The organism is Nocardia amikacinitolerans, from assembly GCF_900215415.1.
Lineage (GTDB): Bacteria > Actinomycetota > Actinomycetes > Mycobacteriales > Mycobacteriaceae > Nocardia > Nocardia amikacinitolerans.
Genome location: NZ_OBEG01000003.1, coordinates 630,845 through 653,605 on the forward strand (window position 1 = coordinate 630,845; position 22,761 = coordinate 653,605).

At 69.8% G+C, this 22,761-nt stretch carries 25 protein-coding genes; 13 read left to right on the forward strand and 12 right to left on the reverse strand.

Features of this window, described 5'->3' with window-relative positions; genetic code table 11:
- Nucleotides 1-212: 212 nt before the first annotated feature.
- Nucleotides 213-605: an SDR family NAD(P)-dependent oxidoreductase gene (locus CRP45_RS17220; protein ID WP_097245908.1), complete on the forward strand. Its 393-nt coding sequence runs from the start codon at nucleotides 213-215 to the stop codon at nucleotides 603-605.
- 51 nt (nucleotides 606-656) lie between these two features.
- Here CRP45_RS17220 and CRP45_RS17225 read toward each other — a convergent pair whose 3' ends face one another.
- The 3 genes from CRP45_RS17225 to CRP45_RS17235 all read right to left on the reverse strand — a co-directional run bounded on the left by CRP45_RS17225 (nucleotide 657) and on the right by CRP45_RS17235 (nucleotide 2,479).
- On the reverse strand, nucleotides 657-794 hold the full coding sequence (locus CRP45_RS17225; RefSeq protein ID WP_245910181.1) for a hypothetical protein: 138 nt from the start codon (nucleotides 792-794) through the stop codon (nucleotides 657-659).
- 177 nt (nucleotides 795-971) lie between these two features.
- Complete coding sequence (locus tag CRP45_RS17230; RefSeq protein WP_097245909.1) at nucleotides 972-1,487, reverse strand: gamma carbonic anhydrase family protein; 516 nt, start codon at nucleotides 1,485-1,487, stop codon at nucleotides 972-974.
- Nucleotides 1,484-2,479: a GlxA family transcriptional regulator gene (locus CRP45_RS17235; protein WP_097245910.1), complete on the reverse strand. Its 996-nt coding sequence runs from the start codon at nucleotides 2,477-2,479 to the stop codon at nucleotides 1,484-1,486. Before CRP45_RS17235 ends, CRP45_RS17230 begins: the two co-directional genes overlap by 4 nt.
- 71 nt (nucleotides 2,480-2,550) lie before the next feature.
- On the opposite strand from CRP45_RS17235, the gene CRP45_RS17240 reads away from it, so the two are divergent.
- Nucleotides 2,551-3,318, forward strand: a complete 768-nt coding sequence (locus tag CRP45_RS17240) for an MBL fold metallo-hydrolase (RefSeq protein ID WP_097245911.1) — start codon at nucleotides 2,551-2,553, stop codon at nucleotides 3,316-3,318.
- A 418-nt stretch (nucleotides 3,319-3,736) separates the two neighbouring features.
- Entirely contained in the window at nucleotides 3,737-4,852 is a 1,116-nt protein-coding gene (gene ald / locus CRP45_RS17245) for an alanine dehydrogenase (RefSeq protein WP_097246122.1), read from the forward strand.
- A gap of 17 nt (nucleotides 4,853-4,869) precedes the next feature.
- Here ald and CRP45_RS17250 read toward each other — a convergent pair whose 3' ends face one another.
- Nucleotides 4,870-6,444 (reverse strand): MFS transporter, encoded by a 1,575-nt coding sequence (locus CRP45_RS17250; protein WP_097245912.1) that lies wholly within the window; start codon nucleotides 6,442-6,444, stop codon nucleotides 4,870-4,872.
- Between the two features lie 27 nt (nucleotides 6,445-6,471).
- Between CRP45_RS17250 and CRP45_RS17255 the strand changes: the two genes are divergently transcribed.
- Nucleotides 6,472-6,894, forward strand: a complete 423-nt coding sequence (locus CRP45_RS17255) for a MerR family transcriptional regulator (protein WP_308209752.1) — start codon at nucleotides 6,472-6,474, stop codon at nucleotides 6,892-6,894.
- A 1-nt stretch (nucleotide 6,895) separates the two neighbouring features.
- Here the strand turns inward: CRP45_RS17255 and sigJ are convergent, their stop codons facing one another.
- Entirely contained in the window at nucleotides 6,896-7,840 is a 945-nt protein-coding gene (sigJ, locus tag CRP45_RS17260; protein ID WP_097245913.1) for an RNA polymerase sigma factor SigJ, read from the reverse strand.
- A gap of 129 nt (nucleotides 7,841-7,969) precedes the next feature.
- On the opposite strand from sigJ, the gene CRP45_RS17265 reads away from it, so the two are divergent.
- From CRP45_RS17265 to CRP45_RS17275, 3 genes are all read left to right on the forward strand, one after another.
- Nucleotides 7,970-8,917 carry a cobalamin biosynthesis protein gene (locus tag CRP45_RS17265; RefSeq protein ID WP_097245914.1) on the forward strand — a complete coding sequence of 316 codons (948 nt, stop codon included), beginning with the start codon at nucleotides 7,970-7,972 and terminating at the stop codon, nucleotides 8,915-8,917.
- 145 nt (nucleotides 8,918-9,062) lie between these two features.
- The gene (locus CRP45_RS17270) at nucleotides 9,063-9,776 is read left to right on the forward strand and encodes a FadR/GntR family transcriptional regulator (RefSeq protein WP_097245915.1); all 714 of its coding nucleotides are present in this window, start codon (nucleotides 9,063-9,065) and stop codon (nucleotides 9,774-9,776) included.
- Nucleotides 9,777-9,779: 3 nt separating this feature from the next.
- The gene (locus CRP45_RS17275) at nucleotides 9,780-10,607 is read left to right on the forward strand and encodes a sterol desaturase family protein (RefSeq protein WP_097245916.1); all 828 of its coding nucleotides are present in this window, start codon (nucleotides 9,780-9,782) and stop codon (nucleotides 10,605-10,607) included.
- 46 nt (nucleotides 10,608-10,653) lie between these two features.
- Here CRP45_RS17275 and CRP45_RS17280 read toward each other — a convergent pair whose 3' ends face one another.
- The gene (locus CRP45_RS17280; RefSeq protein ID WP_097245917.1) at nucleotides 10,654-11,547 is read right to left on the reverse strand and encodes an SURF1 family cytochrome oxidase biogenesis protein; all 894 of its coding nucleotides are present in this window, start codon (nucleotides 11,545-11,547) and stop codon (nucleotides 10,654-10,656) included.
- A complete protein-coding gene (locus CRP45_RS17285; protein ID WP_097245918.1) occupies nucleotides 11,547-12,050 on the reverse strand; it encodes a low molecular weight protein-tyrosine-phosphatase in 504 nt (167 codons plus the stop codon). The genes CRP45_RS17280 and CRP45_RS17285 overlap by 1 nt, the downstream gene beginning before the upstream one ends.
- A gap of 44 nt (nucleotides 12,051-12,094) precedes the next feature.
- Here CRP45_RS17285 and cobC point away from each other — a divergent pair, with 44 nt between their 5' ends.
- From cobC to CRP45_RS17300, 3 genes are all read left to right on the forward strand, one after another.
- Entirely contained in the window at nucleotides 12,095-13,162 is a 1,068-nt protein-coding gene (gene cobC / locus CRP45_RS17290; RefSeq protein ID WP_097245919.1) for an Rv2231c family histidinol phosphate aminotransferase CobC, read from the forward strand.
- Between the two features lie 275 nt (nucleotides 13,163-13,437).
- Nucleotides 13,438-14,562 (forward strand): Nif3-like dinuclear metal center hexameric protein, encoded by a 1,125-nt coding sequence (locus CRP45_RS17295; RefSeq protein WP_097245920.1) that lies wholly within the window; start codon nucleotides 13,438-13,440, stop codon nucleotides 14,560-14,562.
- A gap of 54 nt (nucleotides 14,563-14,616) precedes the next feature.
- On the forward strand, nucleotides 14,617-15,261 hold the full coding sequence (locus CRP45_RS17300) for a hypothetical protein (protein WP_067786005.1): 645 nt from the start codon (nucleotides 14,617-14,619) through the stop codon (nucleotides 15,259-15,261).
- 13 nt (nucleotides 15,262-15,274) lie between these two features.
- On the opposite strand, the gene CRP45_RS17305 is transcribed toward CRP45_RS17300, so the two are convergent.
- Genes CRP45_RS17305 through CRP45_RS17320 form a run of 4 tightly spaced genes read right to left on the reverse strand, consistent with a single transcriptional unit; the run spans nucleotide 15,275 to nucleotide 18,467 of the window.
- On the reverse strand, nucleotides 15,275-16,039 hold the full coding sequence (locus CRP45_RS17305; RefSeq protein WP_097245921.1) for an ESX secretion-associated protein EspG: 765 nt from the start codon (nucleotides 16,037-16,039) through the stop codon (nucleotides 15,275-15,277).
- A gap of 52 nt (nucleotides 16,040-16,091) precedes the next feature.
- A complete protein-coding gene (locus tag CRP45_RS34965) occupies nucleotides 16,092-17,450 on the reverse strand; it encodes a hypothetical protein (RefSeq protein ID WP_097245922.1) in 1,359 nt (452 codons plus the stop codon).
- Nucleotides 17,450-17,854, reverse strand: coding sequence for a hypothetical protein (locus tag CRP45_RS17315; RefSeq protein ID WP_245910182.1), 405 nt, complete (start codon nucleotides 17,852-17,854; stop codon nucleotides 17,450-17,452). The genes CRP45_RS34965 and CRP45_RS17315 overlap by 1 nt, the downstream gene beginning before the upstream one ends.
- 58 nt (nucleotides 17,855-17,912) lie before the next feature.
- A complete protein-coding gene (locus CRP45_RS17320; protein ID WP_097245923.1) occupies nucleotides 17,913-18,467 on the reverse strand; it encodes a DUF3558 domain-containing protein in 555 nt (184 codons plus the stop codon).
- A 238-nt stretch (nucleotides 18,468-18,705) separates the two neighbouring features.
- On the opposite strand from CRP45_RS17320, the gene CRP45_RS17325 reads away from it, so the two are divergent.
- From CRP45_RS17325 to CRP45_RS17335, 3 genes are all read left to right on the forward strand, one after another.
- Nucleotides 18,706-19,443: a zinc ribbon domain-containing protein gene (locus CRP45_RS17325; RefSeq protein WP_097245924.1), complete on the forward strand. Its 738-nt coding sequence runs from the start codon at nucleotides 18,706-18,708 to the stop codon at nucleotides 19,441-19,443.
- Nucleotides 19,444-19,480: 37 nt separating this feature from the next.
- Nucleotides 19,481-20,929: a bifunctional RNase H/acid phosphatase gene (locus CRP45_RS17330; protein WP_218841153.1), complete on the forward strand. Its 1,449-nt coding sequence runs from the start codon at nucleotides 19,481-19,483 to the stop codon at nucleotides 20,927-20,929.
- A 281-nt stretch (nucleotides 20,930-21,210) separates the two neighbouring features.
- Nucleotides 21,211-21,915 carry a chymotrypsin family serine protease gene (locus CRP45_RS17335; protein WP_443678216.1) on the forward strand — a complete coding sequence of 235 codons (705 nt, stop codon included), beginning with the start codon at nucleotides 21,211-21,213 and terminating at the stop codon, nucleotides 21,913-21,915.
- Here CRP45_RS17335 and CRP45_RS17340 read toward each other — a convergent pair.
- Nucleotides 21,829-22,725, reverse strand: a complete 897-nt coding sequence (locus CRP45_RS17340; RefSeq protein WP_245910183.1) for a helix-turn-helix domain-containing protein — start codon at nucleotides 22,723-22,725, stop codon at nucleotides 21,829-21,831. The two genes, CRP45_RS17335 and CRP45_RS17340, sit on opposite strands and share 87 nt — an antisense overlap.
- Between the last annotated feature and the right edge of the window lie 36 nt (nucleotides 22,726-22,761).

A 22,761-nucleotide genomic window follows, 5' to 3' on the forward strand; every position in this document is an offset into this window, starting at 1 on the left:
TGGCGCACCCGATGGGGCGCAAACCGGCCGGTGCAGATGTAGCTCCGGCTGCGGTGCGTCGTCGATGGGTTCGTCGGAGAGGTGCGCGCGTGGGGTGGTGCGAGTCGACGTGGTTGGCGGTCGGGACCGCTAGTTGATCTTTCCCGAGCTCCTTCGTTCTGGATAACCTGATCGAGTGCCCGATTCGGGTATGGGGTGAAAGGGGTTGGACCGTGGGGTGTTTCGCCGACAAGGTGGTGGTGGCGGGGCACGGGCCGTACAACTCGGCCAAGTTCGCGGTGCGCGGGTTCACCGAATCGCTGCGCCAGGACATGCGCGCAGCGGGCGGGCGGGTGCGGGTGACCGGCGTCTATCCCGGCGGCGTGCTCACCACAATCGCGCGCACGGCGCAGTTCGCGCCTGGCATCGACGGGGCCGCGGTGGCCAGGCGATTCGAGGACGAAGTCGCGCGCACCAGCCCCGAGGCCGCCGCCCGCACCATCCTGCGCGGTGCGGCGCGCGGGCACGCGAAGGTGCTCGTCGGACTGGATGCGCTACTGGTCGACCTCGTCACCCGGTACGCGGGTCCGTACCACGAACGTGTGCTCGATCTGGTCCTGCGCTGAGATCACGGCACTGTCAGGGCGTCGCTGAATCGCCGAATTACCGTGCCGGGTTCACTGCCGGGGCAGGTCCAGGTCCGCCATCTCTTTTTCGATCGCGTTCGCGGCGAAATCGACCCCGCGGGAACGCAATTCGTGGACGCGACGATGAAGCGCCTCGATCCCGCCCGGTTGGGCCGCGATGTCGGCCACGCTGATCCGCCCCTTCGGCCGGTGCATACTCGAGTCCCGGTACGACACCGTGATACCTCCTGCCTGTCACGCATCATGCTCGCCGTGCGGACGGTCTCGCCGAGCCGTCGGACGCCGAGCATGCAGGCAAAATGCTATCAGCCGTTGGTGCTGGACCCTTGATCAGTGTGTGATGTATCACAGCACTTTCGCGCTGCGGTGATTGGCCATGTTGTGTAGATAGACCGCGCCGTTGAGCCGGATTCCATCCTGCTCCGCCTCGCTCAACTCGCGGCGCACCTTGCCTGGCACACCGGCCACGAGCGAGCCCGGCGGGATCTGCGCGCCCTCGGGAATCAGCGCGTTGGCGGCGATCAGGCTGCCCGCGCCGATCGCGGCGCCGTTCAGCACCGTGGCGCCCATGCCGACGAGCACGTCGTCGCCGATGGTGCATCCGTGCAGAATCGCGTTGTGCCCCACCGACACTCCGCTGCCGACGGTCAGCGGGAAGCCCGGGTCGGCGTGCAGTACACAGCCGTCCTGGATGTTGGTGCGCGCGCCGACGGTGATCTGTTCCAGGTCGCCGCGCAACACCGCGCTGTACCACACGCTCACCTCGGCGCCGAGCGCCACGCGCCCGATCACCGTCGCGTTCGGCGCGAGCCACGCGCTCTCATCGATCTCCGGCGCGAACCCGCCGACCTCAATCCTCATGCTGGCAACGTAGCCGCGCGGCGCCCGCCTTCGCGCACGGGGGCGTCGACCGCGGCGCGGAAGAGGGCGCGGTGCGCGGCGGGACTTGTGCCGAGCAGGCGGCGGAAGTGGTGGCGCAGGCTCACCGCGGTCCCGAAGCCGGTTTCGGCGGCGATGCGATCCACGGTGTCGTCGGTGGACTCGAGGAGCAGCCGGGCGCGGTCGGCGCGCTGGTGCAGCAACCACTGCTGCGGACTGCTTCCGGTGCGTTCGCGGAACCTTCGGGTGAAGGTTCGCCGCGCCATCACCGCGACCGCGGCCCAGGCGTCCAGATCGATCGGGTCTCCGAGATGCGTTCGCGCCCAGACCATGGCGCGCTCGATCGGGTCGTTCTCGGCTTGGTCGGGCACCGCCACGGGAATGTACTGCGCCTGGGATCCGCTGCGGTGTGGCGCCGTGACCAGCGCCCTGGCAAGCTCGGTGGCGGCGCGGCTGCCGTGATCCCCGCGGACAAGGTGCAGGCAGCAGTCCAATGCCGCGGCGACGCCCGCGGAGGTGATGACGTCGCCCAGATCGGACCACAGCGTATCGGCGCGCACCCGCACCGCGGGATAGGCGCGTGCCAGGTCGGCGGCCGTCGACCAGTGTGTGGTGATCTCCCGGCCGTCGACGAGACCGCTGGCGGCGATCGCCCAGGCGCCGAGGCACAGGCCGACGATCCGGGCGCCGCGCGCGTGCGCCGCCCGGAGCGCGTCCCGCAGTTCGTCGGAGATTCCCGCGCCGCGCGTCCAACTGGGCACCACGACGGTGTCTGCGCTCTCGAAGGCGGTGAGGCCATCGGCGACGTGAATATCGAAACCACCTGGGGTGCTAAGGATTCCGGGACGTTCCGCGCAGACCCGCACAGTGTACGGCGTGGGTCCGTCCGCGCCGACCCTGCCGAAGACCAGGCCGGGTACGGAGAGATGGAACGGGCTGATCCCGTCGTAGGCGAGCACGGTCACCTCATGCATGGCCCGATATTAGCGATACGCGGCTCACGGGCCACTATTCGCGCGATCGCGCGGCGGCGACGATCGACGTCATGACCGAAACGATCGAACGCACCGCCCTGGAAGTCCTGCACATCGGCGGGCCCACCGTCCGCTTCCGCTACGGCGGTAGCACCTGGCTGACCGATCCCACCTTTGACGAGCCCGGCGACTATCCCGGCCCGGTCACCCTGCACAAGTTGACCGGCCCAGCGGTGCCGGTCGACGAAGTCGGCCCGGTCGACGTCGTGCTGCTCTCGCACGACCAGCACGCCGACAACTTGGACACCGCGGGGCGGGCCCTTCTCGCCACCGTCGACACGGTGCTCTCCACCGCCGAAGCCGCCACCCGAATGAAAGACGTTCAGGGGCTGCGGAATTGGGAGAGCTTCGAGGTCGGAGCGGTCACCGTCACCGCGGTGCCCGCACTGCACGGGCCGGAAGGGTGCGAGCCGTTGAGCGGGACGGTCACCGGTTTCGTGCTGGAGGCCACGGGTGAGCCGACCGTGTACGTGTCCGGCGACAACGCGTCGGTGGACGTGGTCGCCGAGATCGCGGAGCGGTTCGAGCGGATCGACATCGCGTTGCTGAACGTCGGGGCGGCGAACGTCGGACGGTTCGGCGACAGCGACCTGACACTGAACGCGCGGACCGCGGTGCGGGCCGCGGAGTTGCTCGGTGCGGCGGTGATCGTTCCGGTGCACGCGGAAGGGTGGGCGCACTTCACCGAGACGCTGGATCACCTGGCGCGCGCTTTCGGCTACGCCGGTCTGGCCGACCGGTTGCGTGTTCCGGTCATTGGCGAGGTCATCGCCGTCTGAAAACTTTCCACCGCCGCGCGCTGGCCGGGGTCGGTGGTCGAAGTCGGTCGGCGACGGGTGTGCCGGGCGGTGGCCGAAGTTCGTCGGCGTCGGGCGGGGCTGAGCGTGGTCGAAGTCCGTCGGCGATAGGCGGGCCGAGTCGTGGCCGCAGTCTGTCAGCGACGGGCGTGCCGGGGGTTGGCCGAAGTCCGTCCGGCGGGCGGGCTGAGTCGTGGCCGAAGTCCGTCGGCGATGGGCGCGCCGAGCCGTGGCGGAAGTCCGTCGACGGCGGGCGGTCGAGTAGTGGCACGGATAATTTTCGGCCGTGGGGTCGGGGTGGTGTGCGGTGGCGCAGTTGCGGGCGGATCGGGCGGAAGTTGTCCGCTGGGGTGTGCGCGCCGTCGTGGCGAACCGTCGCCGGGTGGTCCACGATGGCGATATGAGGATCGGAGTGCCACGGGAGGTCAAAGAGCAGGAGTTCCGGGTCGCGCTCACCCCCGCGGGCGCAGGGGAGCTGGTTCGGCTCGGGCATCAGGTGCTGATCGAAGCGGGCGCGGGCGTCGGGTCGGGCTTCGCCGATCGGCACTACGTCGAGGCGGGCGTGACGCTGGTGGACGGCCCGGACGCGGTGTGGGCGGATGCCGAGTTGGTTCTGAAGGTGAAAGAGCCGATCGCGCAGGAGTACCCGCGGATGCGCCGGGGTCAAGTGCTGTTCACCTACCTGCACCTGGCCGCCTCGCGGGACTGCACCGAGGCCATCCTGCGCTCCGGCATCACCGCCCTCGCCTACGAGACGGTGCGTGCCGCCGACGGCTCGTTGCCATTGCTCGCGCCGATGAGCGAGGTCGCGGGCAGGTTGGGTCCGCAGGTCGGCGCTTATCACCTGATGGCGCCGCTCGGCGGGTCCGGTGTGCTGCTCGGCGGCGTGCCCGGGGTGCAGCCCGCCGATGTGGTCGTCCTCGGCGGCGGCGTGGCGGGGACCAATGCCGCGATCATGGCCGCCGGGATGGGCGCGCGGGTCAGCGTGCTCGACACCAACCTGGGGAAGCTGCGCGAACTCGACGCGCGGTTCCAGGGTCGGATCACCACGGTGGCGTCGAATGCCGCCGAGGTCGAGCGCGCGGTGCTCGGCGCCGATCTGGTGATCGGGTCGGTGCTCGTGCCGGGTGCGCGCGCACCGAAGCTGGTGAGCGAGGAGATGGTCGCGGCGATGCGGCCCGGGTCGGTGCTGGTCGACATCGCCATCGACCAGGGCGGCTGCTTCGCGGGTTCGCGGCCGACCACGCACGCGGATCCGACCTTCCGGGTGGCGGACGCGCTGTACTACTGCGTCGCGAACATGCCGGGCGCGGTACCGCACACCGCCACCGTCGCCCTGACCAACGCCACCCTCCCGTACGTGCGCGCCATCGCCGACCACGGGTGGCGCGACGCGTGCACCACCCACCCGGACCTCGCCCACGGCCTCGCCGCCGACAGAGGACGCCTGCTCTCCGCCGAAGTGGCCGCGGCCCATGGCTATCCCGTCACGGAGACGGTCGGCCTGGCAGGTTGACCCCGCCCGCGCACGCTTCACAAATGCGGCGCCCTGTCTGCCTCGTGCGAGGAAGAAGCCGCGGCGGGTCGCAGCGACGTGAGCGCCACAGCGGTCAACGCGGCCGTGATCGCCGCACACACGAGCGCCGTGCTGTTGAGGCCGCTCGTGAACGCATCGCGAGCCACGGAGAGCAGCGTGTCGCCGAGATGGGCGGGCAGATCGGTCGCCGCGGCGTCGGCGGCGCCGAGCGAGTCCTCCGCAGCCTCCTGCACCCTCGGCTGCACTCCCGGCACCGGGGAGCCCGCGACGCCCGCCCGGTATATCGCGGTGCCGATGACGCCGAGCACGGCGATACCGGTGGCGACACCGAACTCCATGCTGGTTTCCGACATAGCCGCCGCCGAACCCGCTTTCGCCGGTGGCGTCGTCCCGATGACCAGATCGGTACCGAGAACCATGAGCGGGCTGATACCGACGTACACCAGCACGAAGCCAGACACCAGCACCGGAAGCCCACCGACGGCGTCGACGAAGGCAAGCGTCAGGTAACCAAGGGTCGCGATGGCCAGTGCGGCCGTGACGATGAACCGGGGTTCGACCTTGCGCGCGATGATCGGCGTCAGCATCGACGCCAGGATCAGCGCCCCGGCCGGCGGCAGCAACCACAGCCCGGCCCCCAGCGGCGTCAGACCGCGCACCAGCTGTAGGTATTGCGTGATGAACAGGTAGATGCCACCGACGGTGCCGAGTCCGAAGAGCAGGATCAGCAGTGCCGCGCGGAACGTCGGGTTGCCGAACAGCCGCAGATCGAGCAGCGGGTCGGCGAGTTCGCCTTGTCTGCGGACGAAGAGCAGGCCGAAGCCGATACCCACTGCGATCGCCGCGACCGGCACCGCGGAGAGCCCCGCTTCGGCCGACTTCTTGATGCCGAAGATCACGGGTAGGATGGTCGCCAGCGACAGCAGTACGCTCGGCAGGTCGACGCGGCCCGCCTCGGGGTCGCGATACTCCGGCAGCAGTATCGGCGCGGTCACCAGCAGCAGAGCCATCACCGGCACGGCGAGCAGGAAGACCGAACCCCACCAGAACGACTCCAGCATCGAGCCGCCGATGATCGGGCCGAGGGCCATGCCCGCCGACAGGCAGGTGGCCCACACCCCGATCGCCATCGCGCGTTGTCCGGCGTCGCGGAACATGTTGCTGATCAACGCGAGCGTCGAGGGCATGAGGGTCGCGCCCGCGATCCCGAGCAGCGCGCGGGCGGCGATCAGCAGTAGCGGGCCGGTGGCGAAGGCGGCAAGCGCCGACGCCGCGGCAAACGCGGCTGCGCCGATCATCAGCAGTTTGCGTCGGCCTATGCGGTCACCGACCGTGCCCATGGTGATCAGGAAGCCGGCGATCATGAAGCCGTAGATGTCGGCGATCCACAGCTGTTCGATGCCGGTCGGCCGCAGATCTTCCGTCAGGTGCGGCACGGCCAAATACAGGACGGTGACATCCATCGCGAGCAACAGGGTCGGCAGGGCGAGCACAGCGAGGCCGAGCCAGTCACGGGGACCAGCAGGTGCGGTGGTGGTTCGGTTGGGGTGCAAGGGATCTGGATCGGTCATGCCGCTACGCTAAAGTTTCACATCAATGTGAGAGTCAAGTACGTATCGGAGGCCGCGGTGCGCATCGGGACATTGCAGCGACGCACGGGAGTCAGCCAGCGCCTGCTGCGCTACTACGAGGAGCAGGGGCTGCTGCGGCCGCACCGGCAGCCTTCGGGGTATCGGGAGTACACCGAATCCGACGTCGAGACCGTGCTGAACATCCGCAGCCTGCTCGCCGCGGGTCTGTCCACCACCACCATCGCCGACCTGCTCCCCTGCCTTTCCACCGGAGATGGACAACTCATCGCCGACTGCCCCGAACTCCTGGTCGACCTGTATCGCGAACGCGACCGCATCGACGCGAGTATCCGCGACCTCGAAACCGCCCGCCACGCCCTCGACACCGTCATCGCGACCGCCCCGCCCGACGTCGTTCGCGCCGTCGACGATCTGGTGCGTAGCGACTGACCTACCCCTGGTCCGGGCCGAGGAACCAATCGGGGGTGTCGGTTTCGGGGAGTTCGCGCAGCTTGTCCGGGTTGCGGACGATGTGCAGCGCGACGATGCGGCCGTCGTCGACGGTGAAGGAGAAGACGCCGGTGTGGGCGCCGTCGAAGACGACGAGGCCGGGCTCGCCGTTGACCAGGACCGACCGGCCCCACGCGCCGCGCGCGGACGGCGCGTTGTACCAACCGAGCAGCAGCTTCGCCACCAGCTCCGCGCCCTGCACGCCCTTGCGGATGGCGGGCACCTTGCCGCCGCCGTCAGCGGTCAGGCTGACGTTGGCGTCGAGCACGCCCAGCAGCGCGCTGAGATCCCCGGATCGCCACGCCACCGCGAACGCCGACACCACCTTTTCTTGCTCGTCGGGTGAGGCGGGGAAGCGGGGCGTTCCGTCCTCGACACGTTTGCGCGCGCGCGAGGCGAGCTGGCGGACCGCGGCCGGTGTACGCCCCACCACCTCGGCGACCTCCGGGCCGCTCATGCCGAACACGTCTTGCAGCACGAACGCGGTGCGCTCGGCGGGGGAGAGGGATTCGAGTACGACGAGCAGCGCGGTGGTGACCCGCTCGTCCTGGGTGATCCGATCGGCCGGATCGTCCACGGTGGTGACCTCCGGCTCGGGGAGCCAGTCGCCGACGTACTGTTCGCGGCGGGCGCGCGCCGAGCCGAGCTGATCGAGCGCCAACCGGCCGGTCACGGTGGTCAGCCAGGCGCGCAGGTTCTCGATCTTGCCCGCGGTGCCCGCCTCGTGCTGGCGTTGCAACCGCAGCCAGGCATCCTGCACCACGTCGTCCGCGTCGGCCAGGCTGCCCAACGTGCTGTAGGCGAGCCTGCGCAGATACGGCCGGTGCTCCTCGAAGCGGCGCGCCAGCTCGGCGGTGTCGAGGGGCTCGGGCTTCTCGGATGTCACTGCAACCACCGTTCGGTCGGGCGGCCCCGTTCGCGGGGTCGTAGCGGGCGTCGCCGGTATGACGAGGCAGGACCACAGAGTGTGACATCCCGGCGGTCGCGGCCGCCGTGTGCCCGCTACTCTCGCCAGGTGCACACGGGGATCTCGGCCGGTAGCGGTCTGCTGCTCGGCTTCGCGCTGGATCGCGCGTTCGGCGACCCGCGCCGGTGGCATCCGGTGGCCGGGTTCGGTTCGGCGGCAAGCGCGCTCGAATCCCTGACCTACGCCGACCGGCGGCTTGCGGGGATCGTGCACGAGGCCGTCGCGGTCGGGGCCGTGCTCGGTCTCGGGTTCGCGGTGCGGCGGGGCGGCATCGTCACCACCGCCCTCGCCACCTGGACCGTGCTCGGCGGACGCAGCCTGGCTGCCGCCGGTCGCGCCATGGCCGATCACCTGGAATCGGGCGATCTGGCAGGCGCTCGCGCGCTGCTGCCCTCGCTGTGCGGGCGGGACCCTTCGGTGCTCGACGCCGACGGATTGGCCCGCGCCGCACTGGAATCCATCGCCGAGAACACCTCCGACGCCACCGTCGCGCCGTTGTTCTGGGGCGCGGTCGCCGGCGTGCCCGGTCTGCTCGGCTATCGGGCGGTCAACACCCTCGACGCGATGATCGGTTACCGCGACGACCGCTATCACCGCTTCGGCTGGGCCGCCGCCCGGCTCGACGACGTCGTGAACCTCGCGCCCGCCCGCGTCAGCGGACTGCTCACCGCCGCGTTCGCGCCGCTGGTCGGTGGACGTCCTCGCGCGGTGCTGCGCGCTTGGCGGCGCGACGCGGCGAAGCATCCCAGCCCGAACGCGGGCGTCGTCGAGGCGGCGATGGCGGGAGCTCTCGGTGTTCGACTGGGCGGGCGGACGCAGTACCGGTACGGGACGGAACTGCGCCCGACGCTCGGCGACGGGCCCGCGCCGACGGTTCCGGATCTGCGACGGGCGGTGCGGATGTCGGAGGCCGTTCAGGTGGGAGCGGTGGTGCTCGCGGCTGGTGCGGCGTGGGTTTGGCCCTCGCTGCGTAGGCGGCTGTCGCGCTCGCGCTGACCTCGCGCGGTCGGTGGCCTCGCGCGGGCTTGTGTTCGTTGTGTCGCACCGCGCGAGGCAGGGCGGAATTCACCTCGCCGCCACCAGCCGAGGCAAACTGGTCCAACCAGTTGACCACTAGACTGTGACGCGGCACACTGCTCGCATGGAATTCGCCGCCGTCGATCGCGCCGCCGTCTCCGATGCCGTCTACGGTCAGCTGGTCGACGCGATACTCGCGGGGCGGATCGCGCCCGAGGAACCGTTGCCCTCGGAGCGGGAGCTGGCCGAAACGTTCCAGGTGAACCGGCACGCGGTGCGCGAGGCGCTCAAGCGGGTGCAGCAGAGCGGCCTGGTGCGCGTCGCGCACGGCGGCAAGACCCGGGTGCTGAACTGGCGGGAGAACGCGGGACTCGACATCCTCTCCGCGCTCGCGCGCTCGGGTTCGATACCGCCGCAACGGGTTCTGTACGACATCGCCGTCATGCGCCGATCCGTCGGTGCGGACTCGGCGCGGCTGTGCGCGCAGCGCGCCGATCCGGATCAGCTGGCCGCGATCCTGCGCGCCGCCGCGGCCTACCCCGACGCCACCGCCGACCTCGCCACCGTGATCGCCGCCGACCACGCGTTCTGGATCACCGTGATCGAGGGTTCGGGCAACCTCGCGTATCGGCTCGCGCTCAACACCTTGGTCGCCGGCTATGCCGATATCGGCTGGGAGCTCATCGCCCGGCTCGGCCTGAACAAGGAGTACGCCGACCGCGACGTGCATCGCGAGCTCGCCGTCCGCATCGCCGCCCGAGACGCCGACCACGCCTACGCCGACGCCTATCGCCTGCTCAGCCGTCTCGTCGACGCACTGGACGTACCGAAAGCCTGACCCATGTTCGACCTGATCGCCCACGCCATCCCGGTTTTCGTGCTCTGTCTCGTGCTCGAGGCCGCCTCGTTCTACTGGCTGCCTGACGACGAGGAGCGCGGCTACGAACTGCGCGACACCAGGACCAGCTTGCTCATGGGTCTCGGCAACGTGGTGATCAACATCGGCTGGAAGCTCGTGGTCGTCGCGGTCTACGCGGCGGCCTACCTGGCGGCGCCCGTGCACCTACCGGCCGACCACCCGCTCACCTGGGTCGCGCTGTTCTTCGCCGACGAGATCGCCTACTACTGGTATCACCGCACCCACCACACCGTGCGCGTGTTCTGGGCCTCCCACGTGGTGCACCACTCCAGCGAGTTCTACAACCTGTCCACCGCACTGCGTCAGACGTGGACGCCGTTCACCGCACTGCCGTACTGGCTGCCGCTGGCGCTGCTCGGATTCCCGCCGTGGATGATCCTGCTGCAGCAGTCGGTCAGCCTCGTCTACCAGTTCTTCGTGCACACCGAGCGGGTCGGGACGCTGTGGCGGCCCATCGAATTCGTCTTCAACACGCCATCGCACCATCGCGTGCACCACGGCTCCAACGACGCTTACCTCGACAGGAACTACGGCGGCATCCTCATCGTCTGGGACCGGCTGTTCGGCACCTTCGAACCGGAGGGGGAGCGGGTGCGCTACGGGCTGACGAAGAACATCGGCACCTTCAACCCGGTGCGCGTCGCCACCCACGAATACGCGGCGATCTGGCGGGATGTGCGCGGCGCCCGGCGGTGGCGAGATCGGTGGGGGCACATGTTCCGCGGACCGGGGTGGGCGCCTGCCGAGTGAGGTCGATGGCTGGAGCAGGCGGTCGGATGTGCTTCGCGGGGTCGAGTCAGGAGCGGTTGCGGCCGTAGCGGTCGGCGAGCTTGGCCTCGGTCGTCGACGGCGCCGGTGTCGCCGCGGCGGGTTCGGTCGACGTGGGTTCGGTCGGTGCCGGTTCCGTCGGCGTCGACTGCGCGGCCGCGGCTTTCTCCCTGCGGCGTTCGCGAATCTCCGCGTAGACGAAGTACCCGAGGCCAAGCGGCGCCATGATGCCGAAGGCCAGCCACTGCAGCCCGTAGGAGAGGTACGGGCCCGCGTCGAGCTGGGGGAGCGGTGTCGGGGTGAACGCGCCCGGCTGGTGCTCCGAGAGCTGGAGGTACCCACCGCGCTCGCCAGCGGGAATCGGGGTCAGCGGCTGACCGAGCACCTCGGATTCCTGGGCGGTGTCGATCGAATACACCTGGCGGTAGCCGTCCTGGGTGAGCGGCGTCCGGTCCGCGCTCACGCCCTCCGACATCCGAACCCGGCCCTCGAGACGCTGCGGGCCCGACGGCGGTTCGGGGATCTGCGGCGGCCGTGAGCTGCCGTCCACACCGGCGACCAGACCGCGGTCGACGAGCAGCGTGCGCCCGTCGTCCAAGCGGAAGGCCGCGAGCACCGCGTAGCCGGGCGCGCCGTCCAGGTGGCGAAGGCGCACCAGCACCGTCGAGTCGGGCAGGTAGCTGCCGGTGGCCGTGACGCGCCGCCATTCGTTGTGTTCGGCGCCGGAGGTGTCGAGCACCGTGGTCACGTCGACCGGGTCGGCGCGCACCGAGGCGGCGATCAGTTGATTGCGGTGCTCGGTGGCGGTGTTCTTGCCGAGCTGCCACGGCGCGAGCACGGTGAAGCACAGATAGGCGAAGGCGACCACCAGCGCGGCGAGGATCAGCCAGCTGGGGCGCAACAGGAACGCCAGGCGGCGCATCACGGCCGCCCGTCCGCGACGGGGACCCGGTTCAGCGCCACGCGCACCCAGTCCAGCAGGCCGGGGATCGCGGCCTCGATCTGCGCGCGGACGAGCTCGAAGTCGGCGGCGGTGCCGTAGTACGGGTCGGGCACGTCGGGGCCGTCGGCTCCGGGATCGAAACTGCGCAGCAGCTTGCGGCGATCGGACGGTACGCCAAGTCGGGCAAGCGCCCGCTCGTGCCCGGTGTCCAGGGCGATGAGCAGGTCGGCCGCGCGGTGATCGGCGCCGACGACGGCGGCCACGTGGCCCGTCGGATACCCGTACTTCAGCAGCGTCTCGGTGGTGCGCGGGTCGGCGTCGTCGCCGACGTGCCAGGAGCCGGTGCCCGCGCTGCTCACCCGCACCCGGTCGGCCAAGCCGGCCAGGCGCAAGTGGTGCGCGAACATCTTCTCCGCCATCGGCGATCGGCAGATATTGCCGGTACAGACGAACGAGACGTGCAGGTCACCCACGACAGCCATTCTGGCCGGTCTCCTCGTTCGCCCGCCACGTAGGGTGTGATCCCGTGCCCTCCGACACAGTCGACCCCGCGCTGCTTCGCCACCACGGCGACGTCGACGCGCGCCCGGGCATGCTCGATTTCGCGGTCAACGTGCAGGGCAGCGAGCCGCCGCAGTGGTTGCGCGAACGCCTCGCCGCCCGCCTGACCGACCTCGCCCGCTACCCGAGCGCCGCCGACGACCTGGCCGCCCGCACCGCCGTCGCCGCCCGGCACGGCCGCCGCCCGGACGAGGTGCTGCTGCTCGCGGGCGCGGCCGAAGGGTTCGCGCTCCTGCCGAAGCTCGCCCCGCGCCTCGCCGCGGTGGTGCACCCGTCGTTCACCGAACCGGAACTGGCGCTGCGCCAAGCCGACGTCCCCGTCGCGCGAGTGCTGCTCGAAACGCCCTACACCCTCGACCCGCGCGCGGTGCCCGACGAGGCCGATCTCGTCGTCCTCGGCAACCCCACCAACCCGACCTCGGTCCTGCACCCCGCCGAAACCCTGCGCGCCCTGCGCCGTCCCGGCCGCCTCGTCGTCGTCGACGAGGCCTTCGCCGACGCCGTCCCCGGTGAACCGGAATCCCTCGCGGCCACCGCCACCCCGGACATCGTCGTCCTGCGCAGCCTCACCAAGACCTGGGCGCTCGCCGGCCTGCGCTGCGGCTACTTCCTCGGCGCCCCCGACCTGCTCGCCCGCCTCGACCACGGCCGCCCGCACTGGCCGCTCGGCATTCTCCAACTCGAGGCGATCGCCGCCACGGCCGCACCACACGCCGTCGCCGAATCCGACCGCCACGCAACGGCTCTCGCCGCCGCGCGCAAGGTGATGGTCGAACGTCTCACCGACCTCGGCGTCCACGTCCACACGCCCGCGCACGCGCCGTTCCTCCTTGTGCATGTCGCCGAGGGGGAATCGTTGCGGCGGCACCTGGCCGATGCGGGAATCGCGGTGCGCCGGGCGGATACATTTCCGGGGCTCGGGCCTGATTTCCTTCGGGTGGCCGTGCGGGAGGGTGCCGCGGTAGACCGCTTGTGCGCTGCTATCCGCACCGCGCCCGGTCGTCTCCAGCGGGCGAATCTCGACGGAAGCTGACGGCAGCACTGCTGCTCCAGGCTGGACGTCGGCCCGAGCGGATGGCCGCGACGGTGGCGCCAACGGTGGCGAGGCGATCGACGGCGGATGCCCCTCGCCTTCGTAGACGGCGGAGGTAGTCGTCGACGTCATCTCGTTCGAGCGGAGGCGCCCTCTCGGTCGGGCGGACACGGCAGGAAACCGGGTGTGTTGTCCGGGCCGAACTCCCGCGTTGGATGATGGAGGACGGCCGGCGCGCGCCGGGACGGGAGTTCGGGAGGAGTGAGGGTAGGCGGATGGTGACGACGCTGGCGGATCTCATCGGGGTGCTCGACGCGGCGTATCCGCCGAAGCTGGCGGAGTCGTGGGACTCGGTCGGGTTGGTGTGCGGTGATCCGGAAGACGAGGTCACCAGGGTGTTGTTCGCGGTGGACGCGACCGCCGAGGTAGTCGACGAGGCCATCGACTGGCGCGCCCAGGCCTTGGTGGTGCACCATCCGCTGCTGCTGCGCGGCGTCGACACCGTGGCCGCCGACACCGCCAAAGGCGCTCTGCTGCACCGCCTCATCCGTTCCGGATGCGCCCTGTTCACCGCCCACACCAACGCCGATTCCGCCGACCCCGGCGTTTCGGACGCGCTCGCCGCGGCGATCGGGCTGACGGTGACCGCTCCACTGGACCCGAAACCCACGGCCGCGGTGGACAACTGGGTCGTCCAAGTCCCGCGCACCCACACCGACGCGGTGCTCAGCGCCCTGTTCGCCGCGGGTGCGGGCACCAGCGGCAACTATCACGACTGCGCGAGCTGGGCGCCGACCACGGGACAGTTCCGCCCGGCGCCGGGCGCGAATCCGGCGATCGGCACGATCGGCGAACTGGAGCGCGTCGACGAGGACCGTGTCGAGGTCATCGCCCCGCCCGCGGCCCGCAGCGCCGTATTGGCCGCCCTGCGCGCCGCGCACCCCTACGAGGACCCGGCGTACCACGTCACCGAGCGCGCGGCCCTGCCGTCCGGCCTCGGCATCGGACGCGTCGGCACCTTGCCCGAACCGGAATCCTTGCGCGCCTTCACCGCTCGCGTCTCCGCCGCGCTCCCGTCCACCGTCTGGGGTGTCCGCGCCGCGGGCGATCCGGATCGGATGATCGAGCGGGTCGCGGTGTGCGGCGGCGCGGGCGACTCCTACCTGTCCGCGGCCACCCGTCTCGGCGTCGACGCCTACCTCACGTCCGACCTGCGCCACCACCCCGTCGACGAACACCTCCGCAAAGGCGGACCCGCACTCGTCGACGCCGCCCACTGGGCCACCGAATTCCCTTGGTGCGCGCAAGCGGAAGGCATTGTCGCCGCGGCGCTTCCCGACGTGGAGACCCGCGTCTGCACCATCCGCACCGATCCGTGGTCGGTGGGCGCCGCGGACTGACGGTTCCTCGCCGTTCCCCGGAATCGAAGCGCCGGAAGCGGGTACAACTACCGCATGAGTTACCCGGTGGATTTCGGGATCCTGCAGATCGGATTGATCCTGCTGATCCTGATCGCGGTCGCGCTGCTCGTTTCGGCGCTGGTGAAGGTGCGCAGGGTCGGGCCGCGGGTGCTGCTCGGCCGGGGTGCGGGCGGCCTCGTGCTCCTCGTCGTCGCGGTGCTGCTGCTGTGGGTCGCGACCCTCATGCAGACGTACCTGGGACTGAGCGGCGAGATCAAAGCCGCGCACGTGGTGGTGAGTGAGGTTGCGGGAGAGGAACATCAGCTCGAAGTCGACCTGACGCTCTACGGCGACGACGACGATCCAGACCGGCGCGAGAAGTTCCGCGTCCAAGGCGATCTGTGGGTGCTGCAAGCCAACATCGTCGAGCTGGAGCCCTGGGTGAACGCCCTCGGCTTCCACTCCGGCTACCAGGTCACCCGCCTGTACGGCCAGCGCCTCGACGGCGTCGCCACCACCCAGAACCACATCTTCCTCAACGGCGGCGACGCCGACTTCTTCGCCGACATGCGCGACGGAAAGTGGTGGACCGACCCCTTCGTCCGCTCCGCCTACGGCAACGCCGTCATCGCGACCCCCGGCGAATACGACGTCTACATCTCCCGCGACGCCATCAAGACCCGCGCGCCGGGAAGCTGACCGTGCGCGCCCGTCACCACGTGTGCGTGCGCTCCCGGTTCACCACATCGATCCGCTGCTGAAGCTGCCGCATGATCTCGTCGGGTGGACCCGGCGCGATGTCGAAGTCGTTCCTGCCGTGATTGACCAGCAGGTATCGCCCGTCGTCCGGGTAGTCCAGCCAGATGAACGCGTGCCCGTCCAGCGTCGGCCTTGCGTCGTAGGCGATGCCCGGGTAGACGGTGATCTCGCCCGCACCGTTGCGCGGCCGCCGGAAGAACCGGTTCACCTCCTCGGTACGGGACAGGCGCGTGGGATGCCGGGAGTACAGCGGCTGGTCGAGGTCCGTGCGGCGAGCGCTGAACGGATGGTGGGCGCCGCCCCGGCAACGCGGCAAGCGCGCCGCGATCTCCGAGACCACCATGTGCGAGTAACACATGGTGAGCACGACATCGCGCCCGTGCTCCCGATCCGGACCGGGTTGCTGCACCGCGATCGTCGCGACCTGATCCACTATGCCCGCGTGCATCCGCACGACCTGCTTCAACTCCGGACCGTAGAAGCCGTGAATCTCGATGCGCACCTGCGGTTCCAGCAGGACGGTGAGCGCGCGGTGCAGCCGCTCGTCGAAGATCGTCTGCAACCGCTGCGCCGTCCGCATGCGCAGCCGCTCGAAATCCGCCTGGGACTCCATGAATTCGGGCCGGAAACTCAACGGATACGGCAGCCGATCCCGGCCCATCGCTTCCATCGCGATGCCGAACGCGAGACCGTCCAGCTGCCAACGCCATTCGGTCATGCCATCGCCTCGCCGGCGCACGGCCGCAGCACGCGCGCTGAATTCGGTTCGCTCATCCGCCGATGACCCCGCCCGGTGGCAGCACCCGCGGCTGCACGCCGAGCAACTCGGTGGTGCGGTCCTGCACGAGATAGTCCGGAATCTTGTGCTCGCTCTCGTCGTCCTCGCCGCGGCGTGCGGCACCCGGCGCGCCCATGCCGGGCATACCGGGACGGCCCGCGGTCGGCGACGCTGCTCGTGCGCCGGGCGTGCCTCCGGGGGCACCTGGCTGCCCCGGCTTGCCGCCCGGGATGCTCTTTCCGGGGCCGCCGGGATTCGATCCCGGACCACCGGGTCCACCCGGGAAGCCCGGCGAACCGGGCGAGCCGGGTCGATTCGGATCGGGTCTGCTGAGCGGGTCCTCCAGATACGACTTCGGCTTGTCCGGCGTCGGCACGCTGCTCTGCGGAACCGTGCTCTGCGGATCGGTGCCCGCCGGATTCGTCCCGGCCGGGGTCGTGCTCTGCGGGTCCGTGCTCGGATCATCCGTTTGCGGCTGATTCGGGTCGTCGCCCGCATTCGGATCGTCAGGAGAGCCGCCGGGATCGTCGGTACCGCGCGGATTGACCGGTCGACCGCCGGGCGGCCAACCGCTGTTGTCGTCCTTCGGCTTGTCACCGGGATTGCCGACCGGATTGAACGGCTCGGGGAGCTTGGGAGTGTGACTGTCGACCTCTTGCGCGCCAGGCACATAGATCCGTTTCATGATCTCGCGAGCGTTCGCCTCGGCCTCGTTCGCGCGATGCTGCGCCAGCTTCAACACACCGTTGCCGGGGATGTGCCCCATGAATTCGTCGAAACCGGAAACGTGCGGCGCGGGCGGGATCGAGATCTTGACCTGATCGAGGTAGCCCTGCAACAGGTCGATGCCGTTGGCGACCTGTTGGAAGCTGGTCGGCAACTTCTTGAACTCGTCGGTGTAGGCGCGGGTGGCTTCCATCGCGGCGTTCGCCGCGCGACCCTTCCAGAGTTGTTCGATGTCCTGGTCGACGCCGGTACGGAACTGACGGACCGCCTCGTCGGCGCGGTCGCGTAGCCGCCGCCAACCGTCCGCGCCGCTGTTGATGTCCGCCTGCGAGACGCCCTTGCCGCCCTCGTGGTCGTTGAGCGCCTTCCAGATCTGCTCGTGCGACCACGTGTCGAAGGGCTCCATGTCCTTCAGCACCGTGGGCGCGCGGTCACCGTACTGACCGTTGAGGGTGTTCCACTCGTTCTGGATGTGGCTCCGGTCGTTCTTCCACTTGTCCTCGCCGGAGTCGCGGAGATTGGTCTCGTTGACCTTGTTCTCGTGGGAGTCGTTCTGCGCGCGGGCGATTCCCGCACCGCCCGCGATGACGCCGATGACCGCTGCCGCGGCGGCGAAGAAGGGCATCAGTTCATCCCTTCGGTGTGGGCGGTCAGTTGGGCGCCTGCGGTTTGGTCGGTTTCTTGCAGTTTGCCGATTGCGGCGGCGTACGTGTCGCGCATGAGTTGGACGACCTCGATGTGCTGCTCTATTCGCTTGACCGCGGAATCATTCGAGTCGTGGGGGGAGCCGCCACCGGCCTTTTGTTCGAATTTCTGCTGTAGCTGCTGTGCCGAAGGCAGGGTGCCATAACCCGTCAGACGGTCGAGCGCTTGGGCATCGGTCCTCAATGTATCGAGCTCTGCCAGAAAGCCTTCACAGCGTTTCCGCAGAGCCTCCCCGATTCCCTCTTCCATCTTGAACTCACCGCTCAGAGCTTGCTGCTTCAGCTGCTGCCAGTGACGTGCCTGGCCGGCCATGTCATCCACCACGGTGCACTCCCCTCAGACGTAAAGGTGGTGTTGAAATGCCCTCTCCTCCGGAAGCCGTCTATTTGGGCAAGAACGGTTCGAGGTCGCGAGCATGCTTGACGGCCAGTTCGCACCGATCGCGCGTAATCGGTTGCGATGACATCCAGCCGACAGAGATTTCGAACAGGCCCTGCTCGGCAGGAACGGTGACGTAGCAGATCAAGCCCTTCGAGTCCGATTTGTCCTGAGATATCAATCCGGGACGCGGCCCTATCGGCGTATCCCTGAGCACTGTGACCTTCGGATTCGAGCGGGTTTCTTCCGGGGTGTGACTCGATGAACCAACCTGGAGGGTGTACGGCAAGTCGGGGGACCGCCAGCCACACATTCGCCACGCGGCCGGGCCGGACGGTGGGTCCGTGATCACTCGTTTCGTAGCTGGATCCACCCCTGTGGCCCGAAGTGCGTCCTCGCCGAGTTCGGTACACGGATTGAAGACCTCGATCTCATCCAGATTCCGAACCGTGGTCGTCGGCGTCGCGGCGGTCCCGCCGACCGTCGACCCGCACCCGGCGGCCAACCCGATGACAGCGGCGGCCGCGGCCGCGGTGCGTAGGACGTCGGCGGTTCGCATAGCTCTCCCTGTCGTCGGCGTCGGGTGATTTCCCCCGTCGTAACTATAAGACGCGGGCAACCGGTCGTCGGTTCCCTCGGATTCCGGCCGCTATCCGACATAGCGGGCGCGCGACCCGCACATTCCTCGGCCCGGTCTCGGAACCAACCGCCCGGGGGCCGGGGTACGGTTGAGCACTGGCATTCGCCGCCCGGCGGATACCCCCGACCCGTCCACAGTGCTCAGGAGTTTGTCCGCGTTGAATGTCGAACCACCGATCCAGGCCAAGCTGCTTCAGCTCGCGGCTGTCGACGCCGAACTGACGCGGATCGCGCATCGGCGCACCGTGCTGCCCGAGCAGCAGGAGGTGGCGCGGTTGGAGGGGGAGCGCAACAAGCACAAGGACGCCGCGGTGGCGGTGGAGATCGTGCTGGACGACCTCGATCGCGACATCCGCAAGCTCGAGGGCGAGATCGAGGCGGTCCGCAAGCGGGAGGAGCGCGACCGCGGCATGCTGACGGCCGGTTCCGTTGGCGCCAAACAGCTTTCGGAGATCCAGCACGAGCTGGGCAGTCTGGAGCGGCGGCGCGGCGTGCTGGAGGACGAGCTGCTGGAGGTGATGGAGCGCCGCGAGGCGTCCGCCTCCGATCACGATCACGCGGGCGCCCGGCTGAGCAAGACCGAAGAGGAGCTCGCCGACGCGCAGCGGCTGCGCGACGAGGCGCTGGCGGATCTGGATGTGGCGCAGGGGCGCTGCGCGGACGAGCGGTCCAATCTGATCGGACTGTTCCCCGCGGAGCTGCTGAGCGCCTACGACAAGCAGAAGGCCGAGCGCGGTGTCGGCGCGGCGCTGCTGCAAGCGCGCAAGTGCGGCGCGTGCCGGATCGAGCTGGACCGCGGCGAGATCGCGCGCATCGCGAAGACGGCGCCCGACGTGGTGGTGCGCTGCCCCGAATGCAACGCGATCTTGGTGCGTACCAAGGAATCCGGTCTGTGACCTGCGGGTCCGATCGTCCGGATGCCGAGGAGGTCCGGTGAGCTACGAGCACGTGATCGTCGAGGCGGACGGTGGTTCGCGAGGCAACCCGGGACCCGCCGGGTACGGCGCGGTCGTCTTCGCTGCCGACCACGTCGCGGTGCTCGCCGAGCGGCGGGAAAGCCTCGGCATCGCCACCAACAATGTCGCGGAATACCGCGGGCTGATCGCGGGCCTGGAGGCCGCCGCGGAGCTGGGCGCGCGCACGGTGGACGTGCGGATGGACTCCAAGCTCGTGATCGAGCAGATGTCGGGCCGCTGGAAGGTCAAGCACGCGGCGATGATCCCGCTGGCGGACCGAGCCCGCCGCCTGGTCGCGGGCTTCGACCGGGTCGGCTTCACCTGGATTCCGCGCGCCCAGAACTCGCATGCCGACCGCCTGGCCAACGAGGCGATGGACGACGCCACCCTGGTCGACGAGGTGCGGGCCGCCCGCGATGCCGGGCACGAGATGCGCGACACTTCTACAGCTGCCCGCGAGCCGGAGCGCCCGGCGCCTGCGCGTGACGCTGCGGGTCGCGCTCGCGTGGAGGCATCTACCGGTTCGGCGCACGACGCGGCAGCTACGGGCGCTGCGGCTGAGCAAGGCCTCGCGAACGGGGCGGCCACCGAAACACAGAGCAGCGAGACCGGGCTCGGAGCCCCACCACGCATCGGAACCCCGGCGTCAGGCACCGTCGACGACGGCACCGAAGCTGCCACCGCTGCAAAGCCTTCCGTTCGAGGATCCGAACAGAACGCCCCCAGTTGGATCGACGAAGTCCGCGCCTCCCGAGTGGACCCCGCGAACACCGACGCCGCCTCCACCGGCCCCGGCTGGACCGGCGCGATGGGCCGCCCGACCCGCCTGCTCCTGCTCCGCCACGGCCAAACCGAACTCTCCGTGCAACGGCGCTATTCGGGCCGCGGCAACCCCCCGCTCACTTCGCTCGGCCGCGAACAGGCCGCGCGCGCCGCGAAAATGCTTGCGGCCAAGGGCGATATCGCCGCGGTTCTGAGCTCGCCGCTCGGCCGGGCGCGGGAGACCGCGGAGGCCGCGGGCGCGGCGTTGAACGTGCCGGTGCGCACGCACGACGGGCTCATCGAGACCGACTTCGGCGCATGGGAAGGCTTGACGTTTCTCGAAGCGGCGCAACGTGATCCGGAGTTGCACGCGCGCTGGCTCGGCGATCCGTCGGTGGCGGCGCCGGGCGGGGAGAGTTTCGACGAGGTGCGCGAACGGATCGAGGCTGTGCGCCGCGACCTTGTCGCGCTGTATCCGGGCAAGAACGTGCTGGTGGTCAGCCACGTGACGCCGATCAAGACGCTGTTGCAGCTGGCGCTCGGGGTGGGACCGTCGCTGCTGTATCGCCTGCATCTGGATCTGGCGTCGCTGTCCATCGCCGAGTTCTACCCGGACGGCGGGTCCTCGGTGCGGCTGGTCAACGACACCTCCTACCTGTCCTGACCGTTCCTTTCCCGACCTGACCGACGCATCGGCGGCCGTCTCCGGGTACGGTGGCGCGGCACACATCGCATTGCGCGCACCGGCCGCTACCCCGACGCTGAGGTAGCCGACAGTCGACCGAGGCCGCGTACTCGGTTCGCTCCGCCGCCGCGCGGAGACATCCGGAACGAGCATCGCGTCACCGTTCTGTCGGTGCGATGCAGCACGATGTGTCGGGTGGGTCGATTCCTCGATCGAAATCGAGTGTCGGCCCGTGTCTTTCGAGAAGGAGAGTTACTGCTGTGAGATTCAGGTGGATGGCGGCCGTGACGGCCGTCGTCGCGGGTGTGGGCGCCGCCGTCTCGGGCGCCGCGCAGGCCGCTCCGGGGAGCGCGGTGCTGGGCGGAAGCTCCGGCCTCGTCTTCGAGAACAACTCCGCGTGCTCGCTCACCGCCATCGGCCACGACAACGCCGGTCGTCTGGTGGGCCTGACCGCGGGCCACTGCGCGCCCGCCGGTTCGCGGCTGGCATCGGAGGCGGCGCTGGATGTCGGCGCGGTCGGTGTGGTCGCCTACTCCGACAACGGGGAGGGGCTGGATTTCGCTGTGCTGCAGTTCGATCCGGCGAAGGTCACGCCGGTTCGCACGGTCGGCGCCACCACGATCAACGGGATCGGCCCGACGCCGGGTCCCGGCACCACCGTGTGCTCCAACGGTCGCACCAGCGGCCCGGGTTGCGGTGTCGTCTGGGGCAACCTGGACGAGACCATCACCCTGAACCAGGCCTGCTCGAAGCCCGGTGACTCCGGCGGCCCTGTGACGGTCGGCGACCGCCTGGTCGGCATGAACCAGGGCAGGCTGACCGGCCTCGCCGGCATCGGCTTCGACGTGCCGTGCACCACCGCGGCCAACCCGATCCACTCACCGGCGTTCTTCGCGCCGATCGACGTGATCCTCGCCGCCGTCAACGCCATCGGCGGCGTCGGCGCCGGATTCCGCCCGATCTGAGTCGTTTCCGGTCGAACCGTTCACCGCCGTGGTCCCGCGCAGGACCGCGGCGGTGAATTCGTCCAGGGGATAGAACAATTCGATGGCGAGCTCGGAGAGCGTCACGTCCGCGGGCGCGCCGAACGTCGCCATGGTGCTGAACATCGCCATCTCCCCGAGCGGCGTCTTGATCCGAACCGGCACCTGGAACGGACCCGTCGGTGCCGCGCGATCCGTCGCCGGATCCGACGGCGCCGGATAGCTCAGCACCTCGTCGTACAGCGCGCGCAGGCGCTCGTCGCCGGTCGCGGCGGCCTGGCGGCCCAGCCGTTCCAGGAACAGCTCCCGCACCTGTGCGGGATTGGCCAGCCGCGCGATCAGACCGTCCGGATGCAGCACCAGCCGGTAGACGTTCGGACGCGGCGTGAGCAGATGCTCAGGAACGCCCGCCGTGAGCACCGACATCGCGGAGTTGCCGGTGACCACATTCCACCACCGGTCCACCACCACCGCGGGGTAGGGCTCGTGCGCGGCGAGCATGGTTGCCACCGCCGAGCGCACCGCGGTCAACTCGGCGTCGTCGAGGTGGGACTCGCGGTACGCGGGTGCGAAACCGGCCGCGAGCAGCAACGTATTGCGTTCTCGCAGCGGCACATCCAGCGCCTCGCACAGTCGGAGCACCATCGCCCTGCTCGGCGCCGCGCGCCCGTTCTCCAGGTAGGACACGTGGCGGGCCGAACTGTCGGCGGCCAGCGCCAGATCCAGTTGGCTCAGCCGCCGCCGCTGCCGCCACTCGCGCAGCAGCGGGCCGATCCGGGAACCGTTCTCCACCTCAGCAGGGTAGCCACATGACCTCCGAGGTTATTG